Raw genomic sequence first — 19,743 nt, 5'->3', positions numbered from 1 at the left:
CTGACCTCTCCTAGTCATAAAGCGCTACCATTTTATAAGATTACATTATCATAAGAAAATTCGGATAGATTTAGCTGAAGTGCACAAACTGGCTACAGGCGATTGAACGTTGTGAACGAATAAAAAAAATGCGTGATCTGTATATGCTCCGATTGAGAGGCACATGCAGATCACGCATTATTATTTCTAACAATCTCCAGCAAGCCCGCGCACTGGTTTGCCACGCGCTCCATATCCAGAAGCTTGAATGTCCGGGTGATGTCCGTCAGCTTTTGGGCATCCTCCTGGTGCTGCATGATGCCGATCAGTTCCTTGAAGAACAGCAACATGGCATGTTCATACATCCTATTGTCCGATGTTGAAATAGTCTTTTCCAAATCAGCATAATAAAACAAGCTCTTCTCCGGGTTGTTTTTCTCCAGCTGCAAAACCAGGATATTTGAAATGAGGGAGAACAGTTCGTTTTTATACCGTTTCATCTGATTGAACTCAGTCATCTTCTCCTTGGCTCTAGCGTACACAGCATCCACTGCATCCTCCGGAAAAAAGTCCAAGGTGTTGGTGAACAAAACCAACTCATAATAATGCCATGTCTCGCAATCGAAAAGGTAGTCTTTTATGACCGCAAACTCTTTATGTGGAAAAGGTAAACCGCTTAGGTTACACTGCAGCAAGTGGATGATGCACGCATGGTGCAAATATTTGATTTGGGAAGTTTCATCAAAATGATTTCGGGACGCTTCCTCTAAAGCCGCCAACCTTGGTATATCCTTTGCGTAGTAGGCTTCTGAATAAGCGCTGATCATCATAGCATCCGTATTCGCTTTATTTCCATCATATAGGAAATGGAATTCCTCCAAAGACAGATTTAAATTCTCAAGGATCTGAAGAAATTTCTCGGCAGTCGTATCGCTGTGACCTTTTTCAAATCGCGATATGGCAGGCCTGCTCAGTATACCTTTGTAAACTTCTTTCGATTTCAGATTCTTGTTCTTCCGAATGTCACCTAGTACTTCTCCGATTTGCATCAACACCCCACCTTTTTGTTCCGTATTATTAACATTTTTACTATTAACAGTATAACTAGTTTACACTAAATATGTAAATAAATAAGAAGTAGGAGGAGTGTGAAATGTTGGAAAGCATCGGAACTCTTATTTGGGAGGTGATAGGCTGACTGTGAACACGTATTTTTTGCGCTGTCAGGCAGCAAGCACATTCTTGAAAGTTGAGTTGAGAAACTCTATGCTGCTAAAAATTTATCCATATAGCACAACAATAACCTAATCACATATAAGGAGATGCACTCGAATGAAAATAACTTTACGAATATTTTGTACACTTATGGTACTTTACTTATTTATCTCTCCAGAAATAGTCTCTGCTTCTACCCAAGTTCCAATTTCAACCCCTTCCTCTATAATAAAAGCTGATAAAGATACAGTAATCTCACCATTGGCGAATGCCACCGAAGTAAGATACAGATACTTTCAGGATCATAACTTGTCCGATGATATTTGGGGTGGTCTTTATAATGTTACTTACAAAATACTTACCTACAGAACCGGCTATTACTATGATGGATACAAAATTTTAAGTATAGATGAAGGTTGGTTTAGAAGTACCTATCATTTTGAAGATATGTACATTACTTATTGAAAACCGTTCAGTAAGACCTCTTTCAAAATAATTTAACCCCACTTAAAGAACTCATCTGCAGCAAAGCTAAGTGGGGTTTTTCATCATAAAGGTGGCTCATAATGATAGATTTCATGAATTTAAAAATTACCTTCGGGAAAAAAATAATTGTGGAAGAAATGAATACTCAATTCTCTGAAAATAAAATAATCGGTCTCGTTGCACCCAATGGAACGGGGAAAACAACATTGCTACGAACGTTGGCAGGAATAAAAAAGCCTGCTGATGGATACGTAAAAATTAATGGACTGGATTTTTACAGCGAACGCGAAGAATATCTCAAACAAATTTTCTTTTTGGAAACCAGTGATCAGTTATATGCAAATCTGACCGCTCAAGATCATTTTGACTTCACAAAATACGCTTGGCATTCTGCTGTAGATCCCAATGCTATCATTCGTACGTTAAAAATGGATAGCTATAAAAATATCCCGATACGGAAGCTTTCACTGGGTATGAAACAGCATGTTCTTATAGGCATGTATGCGATTAGTGATGCACCGATTCTTTTGCTGGATGAACCAATGAACGGACTTGACCCGACTAGTCTAAGAATAGTAAACAATTTGCTGCGCTCCCTAAAAGAAAACGGCAAAACCATTATTTTTTCCTCACATGATCTGACAAATGTTCATACACTTTGTGATGAAGTCATGTTCCTGCATGCGCAAAAGGTTATTATAGTTGGGAACACCCTGGACATACAACAAAGCTATGATGAGCTGTATCTTTCGGAGGACGTGATTCTGCCATGAAAACAATACTTTTCGAATGCAAAAAAATCTTTTCTGAGAAAGCAAATTATTTCGGCTTCATCTTATTGACCTTCATTTTCACCATCCCGCTTTTTTTGTTTACCACAGCTCAAGAAAACCGATATGAGAATGAGTTACAATACTTGCGAGCTAATTTGGAATACGGTGAACAAGCACAAAAACAAATGGAATCAGAGCCTGCTGCAGCGCATATCTTGCCTGATACCATTGAGCGGAATGAACTGTTGAAAGCTTACATTGACGCTCTCATTTCAGGAACGGATAAAGAAAGAATGAAGGCCGAATACGAGTACGAAAAAAAGTTGCTCCAAAACATGGACTCGGGAATCCTAAGCGGACTCTCTATCATTGAGCAACAGAAGGCAGTCCTCATTCTTGAAAATCTAGTGAAAAACGATATAAACAAAGTAGATGACAGCTTTCAAGCTTCTGCTCCCGCATTAAATTACGTCGCACGGATTTTTAGCGGCACTGTTTCCAGTTCTTTGATTTTCTCATTTTGCGCGCTTTTGTTCGCAAATATCTATTCATTTGAGAAAAGAAAAAATCACATCAATTTCTTTAATCTTGTCCCCAACAGATTAGGGAGTAGTTTCCTCGCAAAAGTTTCAACAGCCACTGCATTCGTCACATTATCGTTGATAATCCCACTGATCATTGCCTTTTCGATCAGTGCTTTTCAGAACGGGATAGGAGATTTCCGCTACCCCATTGCTTATTCCCAAAATGGCGTCGACGTCTCTTTAATGACAGTAACCGCATTCAACAGCAGATCCTTGCTGTTATTCTTATTGTTTATACTTTTCCTGTCGTCCCTTAGCTTCTTTATCTCCCTATTCACGGGGAGTTTGCTCATTAATGCAGGTATCCTATTGTCATCCATTCTGCTGGTTGAGTCTCCTTTGCTGCAGAGTGATTCTTTAAAAAATGTCGTTCACCTGCTCCCATTCTCGTATGCAGATCCCTATAAAGTGCTGATCTTCAGCGATTACAATAGTCCGATAATCAATCCTTTCTTAAACTTTCAGAACGGTGTACTATGCCTCCTCATTTACGCAACCATATTCTTCAGCTTATCGTTTGGTATTGTAATAAGGCGCAAAAAATTTTGATCGAAAAAGAGCGGAAAAGTCATTTTAGTTTAAACTAATCAGTTCGTTAATAGTAAAAACGTTAACAATACGGAACAAAAATATTGGACTGATAAAAAACTTGCCTATTGGATCTGATTGAAAAATCTAAAGATTCCACGAAAACACCCCAAATCGGAACCATATTCGGTATAATACAGGAGTACACAGCATGTAACAATGCTCAGAATTCGATGTTTAAGGGAGATAAAATGAGAAATATAAAAATGACGATCGAGTATGATGGCGGCAGATACCTGGGCTGGCAAAGGCTTGGGGATTCGGACAAAACCATTCAAGGCAAAATAGAGAATATCCTGTCGGCAATGACGGGAGAAGAGATCGAAATCATCGGCTCGGGCCGGACGGATGCTGGCACCCACGCACGAGGGCAAGTTGCCAATTTCAAGACGACATCCAAAATGGATTTGACAGCGATGCAGGATCATCTGATCCGTTATCTTCCGCGCGACATTGTCGTCAAAGAGCTGGAGGAGGTTCCGGAAAGGTTCCATGCCCGCTATCATGCTGTCGGAAAGACATACAGCTATCATGTCTGGAATAATGTCGTGCCTTCCGCATTTGAGCGCCACTACAGCTACCATTACCCTGGACACCTTGATATCGACAGAATGAATGAGGCTTGCAGCAAGCTTGTCGGAGCCCATGACTTCCTCGGTTTCTCTTCACTCAAGAAGTCGAAAAAATCAACGGTCCGGACCATCAATGAAATCACGATCCAGCAAGACGGCAATCTGCTGCACTTCGCGTTCACAGGGGAAGGCTTCCTCTACAACATGGTCCGGATCATGATGGGGACGATCCTCGAAATCGGAGCCGGGACGATGGAGCCGGAATATATTGACGCCATCATCAAGAGCGGGATCAGAAGCGATGCCGGGATGACGGTGCCTTCTCACGGACTGTTCCTGGATGCAGTTTACTACGATTGACAAAAAGCGCGAATCATAAAAAGTAGACGAATACGCTGCGGTTTTCCGCAAGTATCCGGCTATTTTTTGTTGATTGTCACCTGTCCGCCTAGATGTTTTTCAACCAAGTAAGGAACAAAATATATTTGGATTAAGGAAGTGTCCACATGCGTATTAATAAATTTATAAGTGAAGCAGGCCAAGCCTCCAGACGAGGCGCCGACAAGCTGATTACTGAGGGGCGTGTAACGATTAATGGAAAGCGGGCAACGATCGGCAGCCAAGTCGAGCCGGGTGATGATGTTCGCGTAAACGGCAACCAGCTTTTCGTAGCCCGTAACAATGTCTACATTGCCTTGAACAAACCGGTCGGCATCACGAGCACGACCGAAAAAGGCGTCAAGGGAAATATTGTCGATTTGGTCAACCATCCCTTCCGGGTTTTCCATATTGGGCGCCTCGATAAAGATTCCGAGGGCTTGATCCTGCTCACGAATGACGGCGATATCGTCAATGAAATATTGCGTTCCGAGAACCAGCATGAGAAGGAATACATTGTTTCCGTGGACCGCCCCATCACTCCTGAATTCTTGAAGCAGATGTCAGAAGGTGTCAAAATATTGGATACGGTCACCTTGCCTTGCAAAGTGGAGCAACTATCAAAATATGATTTTAAAATCATCTTAACCCAAGGACTCAACCGTCAAATCCGCCGCATGTGCGAAGAATTGGGATACAACGTTTACCGATTGCAAAGAATCCGCATCATGAATATCCAGTTGGACAATCTTCCTGTGGGACAATGGCGCTACCTGTCCAAGAAGGAAAAGTCGCAGTTATTCCAAGAGTTAAACTACGAACCTAAAGAATGGTAAAACTAGAGGATTAGAGTAGCCTCTGCCACAACTTCCTCAGTTATTTCCATATTCCGCAAAAAGAAAGGCCAAGGTCCGTTTAGGGATCCTGGCTTCTTTTTTTTCCGAAATGCAAAAGAAAAACGGAAAGCCCGTCACTATGCGCTTTCCGCTTTGTCGATTCTATTCTTTTTTAGGTTTCGATACAAAAACTCCTCAGCAATACCCGTTAGAACATCTTCCTTCTCCCTTTGAAAAGAATCAATAAGTCGATTTATTTTCAACTACTATGATTTTCCCTTTCATTGTTGGATGTATCCCGCAAGAATAATCATAAGTTCCCGCTGTTACAAATGTAAATTCAAATGTTTCTCCTTTTTCCAAATCTGGAGAGTTGAATGCAGTTGCTTTGATGTTGTGAACAGTAGTGTCGTTATTCGTCCATTCCACTACAGCGCCTTTTCGTACAGTGATATTCGAGGGTTTAAAAGAAGAATTTTCGATGCTTACTGCAGGTGTTTGACTGTTTGTGGCATCAGTTGAATTTTCCGTGTTTGATGAGCAAGAAGTAAACACAACCGCAAAAAATAGCATCAGGAATGCGCTAAATACTTTTTTCATCATGATAGTTCCTTCCCCCTTTCCTTTAAAAAAGCCTACCAGAACAACATATACTTTAATGGGCTTTGAACACTCCGCATGTTCATTATACAGCGCATATTTTCCTATGTAAAAAAACTGCCCTATCAACTGGTAACACAAACAGCTAACTTATGCTCGAAATTTTGGCATATAATTTATTCTTGAGAACATTTTTCTGGTATTATATTCTTATGACATTTTAATGGAGGAAAATCAAACATGTTGGAATTTAAACAAAATATACGGGGAAATGTGGCCCTTGGTGTAAACCCGCTTGGATGCAAGCAGGAAGTATTGAATGAAATCGACTATGTAAAAAACAAAGGAACTTTTGCAGGTCCGAAAAAGGTATTGATCATTGGTGCTTCATCAAGCTACGGTTTAGCCACTCGGATCAGCCTGGCCTTCGGTGCGGGAGCAGATACAATCGGCGTTTCTTTCGAAAAAGGACCGAAAAATGAGCGGAATCTCGGCACAGCCGGCTGGTACAACAATATCGCTTTCCGTGAGGCTGCCGAAAAAGAAGGCCTGATCGCCAAAAACTTTGTGCAGGACGCCTTCAGCCACGAAAGCAAGCAAGAAGTCATCGAGTATATCAAGAACGAGTTCGGGGGCAAAGTGGACCTGGTCGTTTATAGCTTGGCAAGCGGCAGAAGGACAGATCCCGATACCGGAGAAACGTACACTTCCGCAATCAAAGCCCTTGGGGAGCCAGTGGTTGGCCCTAATATCAATATGCAAAATCAGGATTTCTATACGGAAACGTTGGAACCTGCAACAGAGGAAGAAATCGCCGGTACGCTTAAAGTTATGGGTGGCGAAGACTGGCAGCTATGGATGGAAGCGTTGAAGGAAGCAGATGTATTGGCTGACGGGGTTCTGACGACCAATTACTCTTATTTGGGAACAGAGCTGAACCGTCCTTACTACGGTGGCGGCACCCTTGGTCTTGCTAAAGCAGACTGTGATGAAAAGGCGAAGACTATCAATGCGTTGTTGGCTGACATCAACGGAAAAGCCCAGATTGTGGTGGCTACTGCCGTGACCACTAAAGCAAGCTCAGTGATTCCTTTCTTCCCTGTTTATTGCATCGGTCTTTACAAAGTCATGACGGAAAAAGGCACCCACGAAACACCGATCATGCACATCGACCGCATCTATCGCGACATGGTTTATGGTACTAACGCTGAGTATGACGAAGCTGGCCGCCTGAGACCGGATAGCTGGGAACTTGACAGCGATACGCAAGCTAAAACGAAGGCACTGATCCAACAATTGAACAAAGAGAATTTCAATACCGAAATAGCAGCATATGACATCCTTTATAAAGAGTTTTCAATTTTAAGTGGGTTCATGGTTGATGGCTATGTTGAGCAAGAGGTTACGATTGAAGATTTGAAGGCATTGGAATATTAAGCTATTTTGGTGACACCTCTCAACCTTTATCCGCAATAATGAATGAAAAGTCTTGGCTCTGAGAGTCAAGACTTTTCTGCTTCTACGGATAGCAACATAAGCGTTCCTCTTCCATTCATTTATCAACACCCGTCTAGATATTGGGAGCAAATCAAAATAGTGTTATAATAATGGACAATGATACAGCAAAATTGAATAAGCCTTTATTGATCAGAAACAACTATTGATTCTGTAAAAGAAAGAAGGAAAACGAATATGTTTAAAGTAAGAAATTTCGAAGATAACAATGATGTGAAGATTGTCGAAGAGATGGGAGCTTTTAAAGTAGTGGAATATTTAAAAGATTTGAGTGTCGATCATCTGACAGCTCAAGCCGCCTACTACGCTTCTGAAATGAACGTCAGAAGAAGACAGCTGGTGTGCGATGTCAGTCGTTCCGACATTACCGTCCAGTCAGGAGCTATGCAGTGGATGGTGGGGAATGTCAGTGCTACAACAGGAATTAAAGGCGTGGGCGATTTTTTTGGAAAAGCTCTTCGAGGGAAAGTCACTAATGAATCCGCAATTAAGCCTGAGTACACCGGAACCGGCAAACTGGTATTAGAACCGACCTACAAGCATATTTTGCTTATTGATGTCGATGACTGGAATGGCTCAATAGTGATTGAAGATGGATTGTTTTTGGCTTGTGATTCAGAATTGAACCATAAAGCCGTTATGAGGTCTAACCTTTCTTCTGTTGCAATGGGCGGAGAAGGTCTTTTCAACCTAGGTCTTTCTGGTGGAGGAATTGTCGCACTTGAATCGTATGTACCGAGAGAAGAACTGATAGAAATAGAGCTGGAAAATGATGAATTGAAGATTGATGGAAATATGGCGATTGCTTGGTCCGGCAGCCTGGAATTTACAGTATCAAGATCGGGCCAGACACTCCTAGGTTCAGCCGCATCCGGCGAAGGTTTGGTTAACGTCTATCGCGGAACAGGCAAAGTTCTGATGGCACCCGTTCTTCGATAAAAGAAAGTCGTTTACGAATCCAGCAATACTTGCGTTCATTCAAAAAAAGGATTGGAACAAAGTGTATCAAAAACACTTTGTTCCGATCCTTTTTCTTATCTGCCTGGATTGATTCCGAGAGAAATGCGGCCGTAGCGGGTGATGCGATCCAACACCCAGGCGGGACTCCACACGATCTTGATTATGACCTCATTGATGAAACCTAGCGACTCAAGCTGTTCATGGACGCCCTTTAAAATATGCTCCGAACAAGAGCAGCCAGCGCCTGTGAAGGTTAATCGGACAGTGCAAGCCTCGTCGTCATCCAGGTCGATGCCATAAATCAATCCGAGATTGACGATATCGAGGCCGATTTCCGTATCCATGATGTTCATCAGTTTTTCTTCCAGTTCTTCCTTGTGCTGGCCCGCTTGACCAGTATATGTGATGCCCTTTTCCACTATGCGGCACCCTCCTTTATTTTTCCTCAAATGGATTGCGGTTGAAGAAGTCGGTGACGGCGCCTTTCGATGCGGATGATACGATATGTGCGTATTTTCCGAGGACTCCGCGTGATCTCAAAGGCGGCAATACCAGTTTTTCGCGTCGCTTAGCCAACTCTTCATCGGATACTTTCATCGTCAACTCACGCGTATCCTGGTCAATGATGACCGTATCATTCGTTTCCAGCAAGGCAATCGGGCCGCCGTCTTGTGCCTCCGGTGCGACATGCCCAACCACGAATCCGTGTGAACCGCCTGAAAAACGGCCATCTGTAATCAGGCAGACTTTGATGCCTTTTCCGGAAATAATGCTCGATAAGGACAACATTTCCGGCATACCTGGCCCACCTTTTGGCCCGACAAAGCGGACAACCACCACATCGCCTTCAACAATCTCCCCGTTCAGAGTCGCATCGATTGCCGCTTCTTCGGTGTTGAAAACCTTCGCTGGCCCTTCGTGGCGTCGTTCCTTCAGTCCGGAAACTTTTACGACAGCGCCATCAGGAGCAAGATTGCCTTTCAAGACAATCAATGGACCATCCTTACGTTTCGGATTCTCAAGTGTCATAACCACGTCCTGGCCTTCTGCTAAAGGCGCCACGTTTTCCAAGTTTTCCGCCAGCGTCTTTCCGGTTACGGTCAAACAGTCGCCGTGCAGCAAGCCGTTATCAAGCAAATATTTTTGAACAGCGGGGACCCCTCCGACATTGTATAGATCTTGGAAGACATATTTTCCCGAAGGTTTCAGATTTGCCAAATGCGGTACCCGTTTTTGGATATCATTGAAGTCCTCAATCGCAAAGTCCACCTCAGCGGCATGGGCAATCGCCAATATATGCAAGATGGCGTTGGTCGATCCGCCCAATGCCATCGTGATCACCACGGCATTCTCCAGAGATTTACGCGTGATGATGTCACGCGGACGGATATTTTTTTCGATCAAACCGATGATCGCTTCGCCTGCCTCGAAGACATCTTTCAATTTATCACCGGTTGCAGCAGGGTTTGACGATGATCCCGGCAAGCTCAGTCCCATTGTTTCGATCGCCGATGCCATTGTGTTGGCCGTATACATACCGCCGCAAGCCCCTGGTCCAGGACAGGCATTGCATTCGATCGCCCGTACTTCTTCTTCCGTCATTTCGCCATTGTTCCACTTTCCGATGGCTTCAAAAACGGATACGAGGTCGATGTCGTTGCCATCCTCATCTTGCCCCGGAGCAATCGTGCCCCCATAAACAAAAATGGATGGAATGTTCGCATTGGCCATTGCAATGACAGAGCCCGGCATGTTCTTGTCGCAGCCGCCGATGCTGATGAATGCATCCAGATTCTGGCCGCCAACCGCAATTTCGATCGAGTCCGCAATCAGATCGCGCGAAGGCAACGAATAGCTCATCCCCGGCGTCCCCATCGCGATGCCATCCGAAACGGTCACTGTCGTAAACTGGATCGGCCACCCGCGCTGCTTCTTGATGCCGTCTTTTGCGATTGCAGCTAGGTCGTTCAAGTGAATATTGCAAGGTGTATTCTCAGCCCAAGTACTGATCACTCCGACCATAGGCTTTTTAAAGTCTTCGTCATGCATACCTGTCGCGCGCAACATCGCACGGTTCGGCGATTTCACAACCCCATCATAAACGAAGCTGTTGATGCGTAAATCTTTTTTATTTTTTGCGTTATCCATTCCCAAACCCCTCCCGTAATTTCATGCACAAACGATACTTACTATTAATCGAATTTTAACATTTCTGCCCCCAAAAAACTATCAGGGTCCCTCCGCAATTTAGGACATGAAAAAGATTGTTGTTTTAAAAAGCCGAATTCATAAATTCAGGCGCCACCATGTTGACTCCTCAATTAATAATCTCCCCTTTATTATTAGCCAACTTTTCACGCCACAGACGAAGTTCCTCTGGCGTTTGTCTCAACCAATCTGTTGCTTCGCCAACAATTTTTAATGGCGCTTGGGAGCGATAGGACCGTGTCAGATTTCCCGGGAATTTCTTGTCTGTAACATTCGGGTCGTTTTCAAATTTCCCTGTCGGCTCTACAATATAAACACGTCCACTTCCATCGCCTTTTGCTAATGCGGCTGCAAGTCCCGCACCGCTAATCAAGGCCGTGAAATAAATGTGGTTCATTTTAAGTCCGGATTTGTAATTCGATTCCTCTTTTGCTGTCAACAGATCCCCAACCTGCAAATCTACTTTTGTCCCATGAAAAAAAGGGCCTGGATCAGAAGGCGCAAGCTTATACGAATTTGATAAGTCAAGATTCTTTTTTGCTTTGTCAGGATCGGATAACTCCTCATAGCATTTAGCAATGTTCAAATATAACGATGGAAAAGCGCTCTTAACTGCAGCATCATTCAGTTTTAACGCAAACTGCAAAGATGTTTCGAACCATTTTAATTTGTCTGAACTATTTTTTTGATCTCGGGCCACATAATAAGCTGCAATAAATTTTTCAAAGTCGTCTGTTGCTTCACTCCAGGCTTTAATAAACAGCAAGCTCGCCTCTTCAGGTTTGCCGTTGTCTTCCATGCCCATACCCCTAAGGAGTAGTTGAATGATCTTGTTATTGGGATCGAATTGATTATCCATCTTATTTCACCTCTTAATTATTGAAACGCCAACTGAAATATAGTGATACCCTGCTGTTCAAAAAGCCACTGCATTTTGCAGCGTATAAATGTAGATTACATAAGCTACGGAAGTGAGAATGCTGACTCTTACTCACTTTTTCTTCTCTCTTTTCATGGCCTCCTGCTTCATTGGCTTTGGCATTTTTTCTATAGCATACCTTAATGCAGTTCTGGGCATTGTGTCCCTCTTGCTCAACACATACTGGTATACTTCATCTTCATACTTGGTGCATAACGATTTCAGCATCCAGCCATACCCTTTTTGCACTAAATCATCCTTATCCAACAATAAACTGTCGGCAATTTCAAAAATATCATCTTTAAATAGACCCTTTTTGGCTGGTATGATAAGCGATACAGCTGACGCCCGCCTAACCCATCTGTTTTGGGATTTCGTCCAATCTTTTAATTTTTCTATATACCCTGGATACATTTCCAAGAATGTCCCAACAGTGTGGTTACAGAAAGTATCACAAGATGCCCAGTTGGTCACATATTCATCTGCCCATCTTTCAAACAGAAGAAAATCATCTTCAGTGTATTGTTTCTTGATCGCATATGTCCAATTGCAGGCAATAAAAGATTCCTCCATCATTCCCGAAAGCCACAGTTGTTCACATAAATCAAATATTTCTTTTTTGGAAAGCTTTGCGACGCTTTTAAATGCCTCTTTGGAAATCTTCGAAACTGTCATAGTTTTTACGCCATACAGTCTCACTTCTTCCTTAAAAAATCGTTTGCCGCTTTCCTTTGTCGTTTCGTCTGAATTGTTGATTAGTTCCTGCCTTACCTGCTCGATTATGTTAGACATAGCCCACCACCCTCTCAAACTTTTACCCAATCTTTTTTATCAGTACGTTGAAGTAAGTTCATTTCGCTTCATTATCTCAACACCGGTGATTTTAATCAACTTGTTGGAATTGTCCTTTTTCAAGCTTTCAAAAAAAATAACGAAAAGCATTTACTTAAGCTTTTCGTTATTCCCGTTCTGTTTTTTCCCGCATTGATGGTGGTTCAGAACTTTTAACCATCAATGCCATACGGCCAATCATAAAACACAATGCCTATAGAACATCAAATTCCCTCAATCGCGACTAGGTTGATTGCTTTTCCAATAATTTATCTAAACGCTCCCATGTCTCAGTGATACCACCTATCATGCCCGTATCGAGCAAACTTTTCAGCGCATCAGCATCTTCGAGCTCCGTTTTACTGATAAGTTTCGTTTGATTGCCTAAATCCATGAAGTCCATCGTGACTTTACTGGCTGGCATATCAGGATCTACCCTGCCCGTCTGATCAGAGAAGTAATCCATATATGCAATGCGTTCCGGTTCGACAATTTCTGTGTAGTTGGCTTTACCCCAAAATACCATTCCGAATGTCTCCTGGCTGGTGTCGACTGACTGCATGCCATAATGCCATTCGCCATCTTCGCGAAAGTCCATCTTTGAATGCGGCAATTCAAAGCCGTGCGGGCCCCAAAATTTTTTTAGATACTCCGTGTCTGTAAACATTTTGAATACTTTTTCCCTTGGCGCATCAAAAAGCCGTTCCATTATCAGGATCCGTTCATTTTCTATGTGCCAAATAAGCTGATTCTGTGACATTGTCTTTCCTCCTCTATCAAAATGAAGCAATCACAATGCAAAGGGTACTATCATTACTACACGCCTATTGTAAAAGAAACAAAAAAAGAGTGTCAAATATTTGGGGTTATTGTGGCAGGTAACATACGTTCCACCGAATTATTTCATCTCGTCCTACCCTCGCAGTATAATGACCTTAAAGAGGCTTATTCGCGAAGGAGCGGAAAAAAATGAAGAAAATCTTTATTCTGGGATTATCTGTGTCACTTCTATTAGCAAGTTGCTCATCGCTAAAACAATCGCCATCATCGGATAGCACTGAAGCAAGCAATCAGCATAGTGATGGAGCTGTGGAGTTAGCTGGAAATTTAGACGTGCCATGGTCAATTCAGAAGCATGAAGATGTTTTTTATATCAGTGAAAGACCGGGAAATATTGTAAGAATTAAAGGAAATGAATTAGAGCGGCAAACAGTTCATTTAAGCGAAGACTTATCTGGTGGATCAGAGGCGGGATTACTTGGTTTTATCTTAGACCCAAACTTTGAAGAAAATAATGAAGCTTTTGCCTATTATACTTATTTGAAGGCAAAAGGAGCCTTTAATAGAATCGTCAAATTGCGTTTGGAAAATAATGAATGGGCAGAAGTTGAAATATTGCTCGACCAACTTCCAGCAGGGAACTATCATGACGGTGGCCGATTAGCCATCGGACCAGATAATAAGTTGTATGTAACCGTAGGAGATGCCTATAACCTCAATGAAGTTCAAGAATTGGATTCATTGAATGGGAAAATTTTAAGATTAAATCTCGATGGGACAATACCTGAAGACAATCCCTATGAAAATAGCTATATTTTTAGCTATGGACACCGAAATCCACAAGGGCTGGTTTGGACTCCTGATGGGACAATGTACGCAAGTGAACATGGAAATCATGCCAACGATGAAATTAATATAATCGAAGCAGGCAAAAATTATGGCTGGCCACTGATTGAAGGTACAGAAGAACAGGAGGGCATGGAAGGTCCGTTATTTACCTCTGGTTCTGATGAAACTTGGGCCCCTTCTGGCATGGATGAGTGGAATAATCACTTATACGTAGCTGCATTGAGAGGGAGTGCTATTCTTGAGTTTGATTTAGAAAATCAAACTGTTCATTCTTTTATTGAAGACTATGGAAGGATAAGAGACGTTTTAATTGTTGGCGATGACCTATTTTTTATAACAAATAACCTTGACGGTAGAGGTGATGGATCTTCCGATGATGATAAATTATATCGAATAGAATTAAACTAAATACGAATAGGAGGAATTCCATATGAGCGTATTTATTGTAGGTGCTCTCAACAAGTGGCACAGTTCTTAAGTAATTTCTTTGCACGATGATCCGGAAAGCAAAAACAAAGCGGGAAGCCCGTCACTATGGGCTTTCCGCTTTATTTGGCATTCTCTTTTTTAAGCCATTTCTGTATCCGGCGTAGGAATGCCGTCATACCGCCATTCCCCTCAGAAAAATGACTTCATTTATGATATGCATGTGCATATCATTCGTAACTGCGGTTTATTAATCGCTATACTTCAGTTACGGATAACGTCTCTCTATTGGCAATTTCAACTAAGTCTTATGAAATTGTTAATAAAAAATTAATTCTCTTTATTTTTGATTGAAAACTCCATTGAAACATTATCAATCAAAAACTCTCCGTCATTTAATTCAATCCAAGTATTAATGTTATTTACTATTTCTAAAATAAACTCACTGTATATCTCTAGATATCTTTGATTATTAAATCTAAATGTACTTATTAAGTCATCTTCTGAATAAACACTTTTAAAATCCCCAAAATCGATCACTTTACCAATATCATGATTATTATCATCAAGTCGCTTTAATAAAAGCTTTCTTTCAGATTGAGAACCCACAACCTTATATATATCTGATATTACACTACTTCTCAAAAAATCTTTTAGATAAATATGTCTATTTTGAATTCTATTCCATTTTCTTAAAGTTTTAATCAAATTTATCAATGGCAAATAATGAGTATCATTGAAATATTTAACTTGGATAATTTTATTTAATAACGAATTAAAGTTGTTTTCTATTTCAGAATAGTCTTTAAACAAAGTGAATCCTAAATGTGAATTATCAGCAATAGCATCTTTAACTTCAGATTCTACGATAGATAATGTTAAATTAATCTGTTTAAAAGAAATCCCTCCATGATTTTCTTCAGGTCTTAAAAATTTGCTTATATTTTTTAGTAATAAAATCATTTGATTATAGATATCCACATTGTAATAATCAATAATTTCTCTAGATAATTCCATTCGTCGTTCATTATCTCTTAAAATTCCTTTAAAAATTTGAATTAATTTCTTTTTTTCTTCCGACTTTACTTTATTTTTAATTGAATAAGTCAATACTCTTCTATTTCTTAAATCAAATGGCAGTTCTTCAAGAGAACCAGAGTCTGTATTAAATAAACAGATTACATTTTCCCAACCTAATTGTTTAACAGCATAACCTAGCTCAAATAATACATTTGGATTAGGCGTTTTACGATCAGAACTATTATCATTAATAATAGATATATCCGCAACAAAAGCTGAAGATTTGGAAATTTTAGTTAAAATAGAATTTGCTATATCAGGGGACCCTGCCAACTGATTAGTATCTTTATCAATACTTAATACTAACGAAAAATCATTTTGATTTAATTCTTTAATACATTTTTTTATTACATCCTCAATAAAGTTGCGATTATCTGAATTTGGCAAATCACTCTGCCACGAAAAAAATATTGTATTCATTACTTCACCTCGCTCTTGTTTACATAGTTAATTTTTCTAGTCATAATACACCTAATGTACTTAATCTTCTTCAATTTTGTTACTTAAGAATAATTTTCCAGAACTAACAACGCTATTTCCTCAAAGTAAATAAATCAGAACTACAAATCGCATTTACTTATGATAAGCATGCCCATGGATAATCCGGAAAGCGCGGTAGATCTGCTCGACAAGCACCAGGCGCATGAGTTGGTGCGGGTAGGTCAGTTTGCCGAAGGAGATGTGTTGGTTGGCGCGGGACAGGACGGCTTGGCTGAGTCCGAGCGAGCCGCCGATGATGAAGACGATGTCGCTTTTGCCGGAGGTTCCGAGTTTGTCGATTTCGTTGGCGAATTCCACCGAATCGTACTGTTTTCCTTGGATCGCCATCGCGAAGACGTAGCTCTGTTCCGGGATTTTTGCGAGGATCTTTTCGCCCTCCTTGTCCTTGATCATTTCCATCTCTTTGTCGCTCAGGTTTTCGGGCGCCTTTTCATCTGCGACTTCGATGATCTGCAGCTTGCAGTAGCTGCCGAGCCGCTTCGTGTATTCGGCGATGCCCTCCTTCAGATATTTCTCCTTCAATTTTCCAACCGTGATTATTTTAATGTTCATTCCTTTTCGCTCCTTTTTGTTCTCATCTACTATCCTATGGGAACAAATGCGATTTCGCAACCGTCTTTTTGTTTGACGGCTTATTGACGAAAATATATCTAGGATTTCCTGTTTATCTTATTATTAACCAAACTGGTTGTACAGTCTTATTATAATATGAAGAAAAGTGCAATTTTCGTCTGAAAAAGGCGTGAAAACCAGTTGCTTTTTTCTGCAAATGATTTAAGATACTCTTATGCTTTTGAGTTGCTTAATCATGCGATAGCATTATAATGAAGTAACAAATCCTATTCGCATGCTATTTGAGAGGAGAATTTGAACCATTGTGTTAAAGAACTTTTCTGTGTTAAAGAAATTTTCGAGTTGGACTGCTTCGCAAAAAATTGCGACGAGTTTTGCTTTTGTCATCTTTACCGGATCGATTTTGTTGACGCTGCCGATCAGTCAGCTGCCTACTTCGAATGCAACCTATTTCGACAACTTATTCACCGCTATATCGATGGTGTGTGTAACCGGACTGTTCACCGAATCTGTCCATGACTCTTACACCATCTTCGGCCAGGTCGTCGGGATAGCTTTGATGCAGATCGGGGGCTTGGGGTTGATGACTCTGATTGCTTCCATCATCACGCGACTGAGAGGAAGGATGGGCCTGCGGAACCGCTTGGCCGTTCAGGAAGGGATCAACCGTGGGGATGCACGTGGATTCAAGGAATACCTTTCGGATATCCTGAAATATACCGCCGTTATTGAGCTTACCGGTTTCCTTCTGCTTTCAATCCGCTTTGTGCCGGAAATGGGTTGGTCACTTGGCTTGTTCACTTCCTTGTTCTTGGCGATTTCCGCATTCTGTAATGCCGGATTCGATCCGTTGGGAAATGTCGGTCTCGTCGATTATGTCCATGACCCGTTGGTGAACTACGTCATCACTTCGCTTATCATTTTAGGCGGTATCGGTTTTTCGGTCTGGTTCGATGTATCGAAAAGCGTAAAATGCTACTTGGGGAAAAAATGCAGGCCTAGCCTAAAAGTCTTTTTCCGCGGCCTGTCCTTGCACAGCCGCCTTGCTGTCAGCGTTTCGCTTATCATCATCCTTGTGGGCCTTGTCTTTTTCGTCGCAGTTGAATACAACAATCCGAACTCAATCGGAACATTCACCTTCCCGCAAAAACTTATGGCCGGTTATTTCCAGACCGTCACCATGCGAACAGCCGGTTTCGCGACCATCGACTATACGACCGTTTATCCTTTTACACTCTTCTGGTTTGTGCTGACCATGTTCATCGGTGGTTCTCCAGGGGGTACCGCAGGCGGTCTGAAGACTACCACATTCGCGATCATTTTCCTGACACTCTACAACGAGTTGCGTGGGCAGAGCAATGTGAATATCGCGAACCACACAATCAGCCGCCAGCAAGTCCGTCAAGCTTTCGTCATCTTTATGGCGCTTCTGGGAACCTTGATTTTCGGTACCAGCGTGTTGAGTATCCTGAATCCTGAAGTGGATTTCATTTACATTCTGTTTGAATCAGTTTCTGCGATTGCCACGGTGGGTGTCAGCGCCAACCTAACCCCTACACTGGGGGAATTGAGTCAGGCCGTGATTATGGTATTGATGTTCGCAGGGCGTATCGGACCGATCACCATGTTGGACAGCTTAGTCAGACGCACGCAGAAAGTCCATGATGTTGAATTTTCTAAAGGAACTATCCTGATCGGATAATAGCAAAGAGGAGCGTATCTAAATATGAGTAAATTGGTTGGAATTTTGGGGCTTGGTATTTTCGGATCGACAATCGCAAAAACGTTGAGCGAATTCGATGCGGATGTTATCGCCGTCGACAAGGATCCTGAGAACGTAAACCGTTTGGAGCCATTCATCACAAAAGGAATCATCGGAGACGTAACGGATTTAGCCTTGTTGGAATCGATCGGACTCGCGGACTGCGATGTAGTCGTTATCGCTACCGGTACAGTATTGGAAGCAAGCGTGCTGGCTGTCATGAACTGCAAAAAACTTGGCATACAGCATATCATCGCAAAAGCCAAAAACAAAAATTACCGTGAGGTTTTGGAGGCAATCGGCGCCGATACTGTCATCCTGCCTGAAAAGGAAACCGGAATGCGCGTCGCCAAAAACATCCTGCGCACAAACATTGAAGATGTCGTAAACTTGGATGCACAGACTTCCATCATCGAATTCTATCCTCCTGCCAAATGGGTAGGCAAAACACTCGGGGACTTGGACCTGCGCAACAAATACGACATCAACATCATCGGCCTCCGCAAACACCGCGGTGAGCACCTGAATGTATCCTTCACTGGCGATTACATTGTGGATAAAGATATCGTGCTTGTGGGCATCACCGAATCCGATGTTTTTGAACGTTACGACTACTTAAACCAACTTTCTTGATTTACCGCAGCATCCCGGTTTCGGGGTGCTATTTTTTTTGGTTTTGATGATCGGAATCAGCTTTTTGGTACATAGGTTTTGGATTTCGGCTTCGGTTATACCCACTTCACACACCCAACTCACACCTTATCCACAAAAGTTATGCACATGTACACACGTTCCCCCGTTATCTAGTGGTAGCATTATTTTTGGCCACATCATATTGATTATCCTGAAAATGAATTATCCTCCTACCCACACAGTTATGCACATGGTGTATTGAGCAATCAAATCGCATTATAACCCTTATTTACCAACGTTTATTCAGTTTTTTTCACATGGAGTCATACTCTTATGCACAGACTTCTCCGATTTCTGTGCATAACTTCCATTTTCAGAAAGCACCGCTCCCATCATCATTTACGCGTTTTGCACACAAAAACTTTTTTTCCACAGAAATTATCCACACTCATGTGGATTTCTATTCTTTTTGGATTTATTTTCTGGTTGGAAGATGGATAACTTGGACTTATCCATCTTTACGACCGAATTTCGGTCCAAGAGCATGGATTACTCTGACTTATTCATCTTTCCGGATCCAATCACCTTCCTAGCCCCCTGTCACCAATAACTACAGACCACAAATGCAAAATACCCCGCATGGTCTCTCTCCAGAGAAGCCCTGCGGGGTGTTCAACAGTTCATTTATCTTTTCA

The 19,743-nt window shown here is 41.9% G+C and carries 19 protein-coding genes; 10 read left to right on the top strand and 9 right to left on the bottom strand.

The annotated features are described in order from the left end of the window. Nucleotides 1-170: 170 nt before the first annotated feature. Nucleotides 171-1,028: a helix-turn-helix domain-containing protein gene (locus PH235_RS03835; protein WP_272161099.1), complete on the bottom strand. Its 858-nt coding sequence runs from the start codon at nt 1,026-1,028 to the stop codon at nt 171-173. Nucleotides 1,029-1,311: 283 nt separating this feature from the next. On the opposite strand from PH235_RS03835, the gene PH235_RS03830 reads away from it, so the two are divergent. From PH235_RS03830 to rluF, 5 genes are all read left to right on the top strand, one after another. Continuing rightward, nucleotides 1,312-1,659 (top strand): hypothetical protein, encoded by a 348-nt coding sequence (locus PH235_RS03830; protein ID WP_272161098.1) that lies wholly within the window; start codon nt 1,312-1,314, stop codon nt 1,657-1,659. A gap of 101 nt (nt 1,660-1,760) precedes the next feature. After that, nucleotides 1,761-2,453 (top strand): ABC transporter ATP-binding protein, encoded by a 693-nt coding sequence (locus PH235_RS03825; RefSeq protein WP_272161097.1) that lies wholly within the window; start codon nt 1,761-1,763, stop codon nt 2,451-2,453. After that, nucleotides 2,450-3,586, top strand: a complete 1,137-nt coding sequence (locus PH235_RS03820; RefSeq protein WP_272161096.1) for a hypothetical protein — start codon at nt 2,450-2,452, stop codon at nt 3,584-3,586. The genes PH235_RS03825 and PH235_RS03820 overlap by 4 nt, the downstream gene beginning before the upstream one ends. Nucleotides 3,587-3,816: 230 nt before the next feature. Next, entirely contained in the window at nt 3,817-4,557 is a 741-nt protein-coding gene (gene truA, locus PH235_RS03815) for a tRNA pseudouridine(38-40) synthase TruA (protein ID WP_272161095.1), read from the top strand. A gap of 146 nt (nt 4,558-4,703) precedes the next feature. Then, nucleotides 4,704-5,411 (top strand): 23S rRNA pseudouridine(2604) synthase RluF, encoded by a 708-nt coding sequence (gene rluF, locus PH235_RS03810; RefSeq protein ID WP_272161094.1) that lies wholly within the window; start codon nt 4,704-4,706, stop codon nt 5,409-5,411. A gap of 240 nt (nt 5,412-5,651) precedes the next feature. On the opposite strand, the gene PH235_RS03805 is transcribed toward rluF, so the two are convergent. Further along, complete coding sequence (locus tag PH235_RS03805) at nt 5,652-6,014, bottom strand: cupredoxin domain-containing protein (protein ID WP_272161093.1); 363 nt, start codon at nt 6,012-6,014, stop codon at nt 5,652-5,654. Between the two features lie 237 nt (nt 6,015-6,251). Between PH235_RS03805 and fabV the strand changes: the two genes are divergently transcribed. Together fabV and PH235_RS03795 are read left to right on the top strand one after the other, a co-directional pair. Next, nucleotides 6,252-7,448 carry an enoyl-ACP reductase FabV gene (fabV, locus tag PH235_RS03800; protein WP_272161092.1) on the top strand — a complete coding sequence of 399 codons (1,197 nt, stop codon included), beginning with the start codon at nt 6,252-6,254 and terminating at the stop codon, nt 7,446-7,448. Nucleotides 7,449-7,703: 255 nt separating this feature from the next. Further along, nucleotides 7,704-8,465, top strand: a complete 762-nt coding sequence (locus PH235_RS03795; protein WP_272161091.1) for an AIM24 family protein — start codon at nt 7,704-7,706, stop codon at nt 8,463-8,465. Between the two features lie 95 nt (nt 8,466-8,560). Here the strand turns inward: PH235_RS03795 and PH235_RS03790 are convergent, their stop codons facing one another. The 5 genes from PH235_RS03790 to PH235_RS03770 form a co-directional block, all read right to left on the bottom strand. Continuing rightward, nucleotides 8,561-8,905, bottom strand: coding sequence for a metal-sulfur cluster assembly factor (locus tag PH235_RS03790; RefSeq protein WP_272161090.1), 345 nt, complete (start codon nt 8,903-8,905; stop codon nt 8,561-8,563). 16 nt (nt 8,906-8,921) lie between these two features. Then, nucleotides 8,922-10,634: a dihydroxy-acid dehydratase gene (ilvD, locus tag PH235_RS03785; RefSeq protein ID WP_272161089.1), complete on the bottom strand. Its 1,713-nt coding sequence runs from the start codon at nt 10,632-10,634 to the stop codon at nt 8,922-8,924. 169 nt (nt 10,635-10,803) lie between these two features. Then, nucleotides 10,804-11,280 carry an NAD(+)--rifampin ADP-ribosyltransferase gene (gene arr / locus PH235_RS03780; protein WP_272161539.1) on the bottom strand — a complete coding sequence of 159 codons (477 nt, stop codon included), beginning with the start codon at nt 11,278-11,280 and terminating at the stop codon, nt 10,804-10,806. A 405-nt stretch (nt 11,281-11,685) separates the two neighbouring features. Then, nucleotides 11,686-12,405, bottom strand: coding sequence for a DNA alkylation repair protein (locus PH235_RS03775; protein WP_272161088.1), 720 nt, complete (start codon nt 12,403-12,405; stop codon nt 11,686-11,688). A 283-nt stretch (nt 12,406-12,688) separates the two neighbouring features. Beyond that, complete coding sequence (locus PH235_RS03770; RefSeq protein WP_272161087.1) at nt 12,689-13,204, bottom strand: SRPBCC family protein; 516 nt, start codon at nt 13,202-13,204, stop codon at nt 12,689-12,691. A gap of 209 nt (nt 13,205-13,413) precedes the next feature. Between PH235_RS03770 and PH235_RS03765 the strand changes: the two genes are divergently transcribed. Beyond that, on the top strand, nt 13,414-14,481 hold the full coding sequence (locus PH235_RS03765) for a PQQ-dependent sugar dehydrogenase (protein WP_272161086.1): 1,068 nt from the start codon (nt 13,414-13,416) through the stop codon (nt 14,479-14,481). Between the two features lie 348 nt (nt 14,482-14,829). Here the strand turns inward: PH235_RS03765 and PH235_RS03760 are convergent, their stop codons facing one another. Both PH235_RS03760 and rlmH read right to left on the bottom strand, forming a co-directional pair. Next, nucleotides 14,830-15,999, bottom strand: a complete 1,170-nt coding sequence (locus tag PH235_RS03760; RefSeq protein WP_272161085.1) for a hypothetical protein — start codon at nt 15,997-15,999, stop codon at nt 14,830-14,832. Nucleotides 16,000-16,152: 153 nt separating this feature from the next. Then, nucleotides 16,153-16,632, bottom strand: coding sequence for a 23S rRNA (pseudouridine(1915)-N(3))-methyltransferase RlmH (gene rlmH, locus PH235_RS03755; protein WP_272161084.1), 480 nt, complete (start codon nt 16,630-16,632; stop codon nt 16,153-16,155). A 343-nt stretch (nt 16,633-16,975) separates the two neighbouring features. Here rlmH and PH235_RS03750 point away from each other — a divergent pair, with 343 nt between their 5' ends. Next, nucleotides 16,976-18,355, top strand: a complete 1,380-nt coding sequence (locus PH235_RS03750; protein ID WP_272161083.1) for a TrkH family potassium uptake protein — start codon at nt 16,976-16,978, stop codon at nt 18,353-18,355. A 24-nt stretch (nt 18,356-18,379) separates the two neighbouring features. Then, nucleotides 18,380-19,048, top strand: a complete 669-nt coding sequence (locus tag PH235_RS03745) for a potassium channel family protein (RefSeq protein WP_272161082.1) — start codon at nt 18,380-18,382, stop codon at nt 19,046-19,048. Nucleotides 19,049-19,743: the final 695 nt, after the last annotated feature.

It is taken from the genome of Trichococcus sp. K1Tr (assembly GCF_028309625.1).
In the GTDB taxonomy this organism is placed as follows: domain Bacteria; phylum Bacillota; class Bacilli; order Lactobacillales; family Aerococcaceae; genus Trichococcus.
The sequence above is the reverse complement of the archived record's forward strand: the minus strand, read 5'-3'. Positions and strand labels throughout refer to the sequence as shown.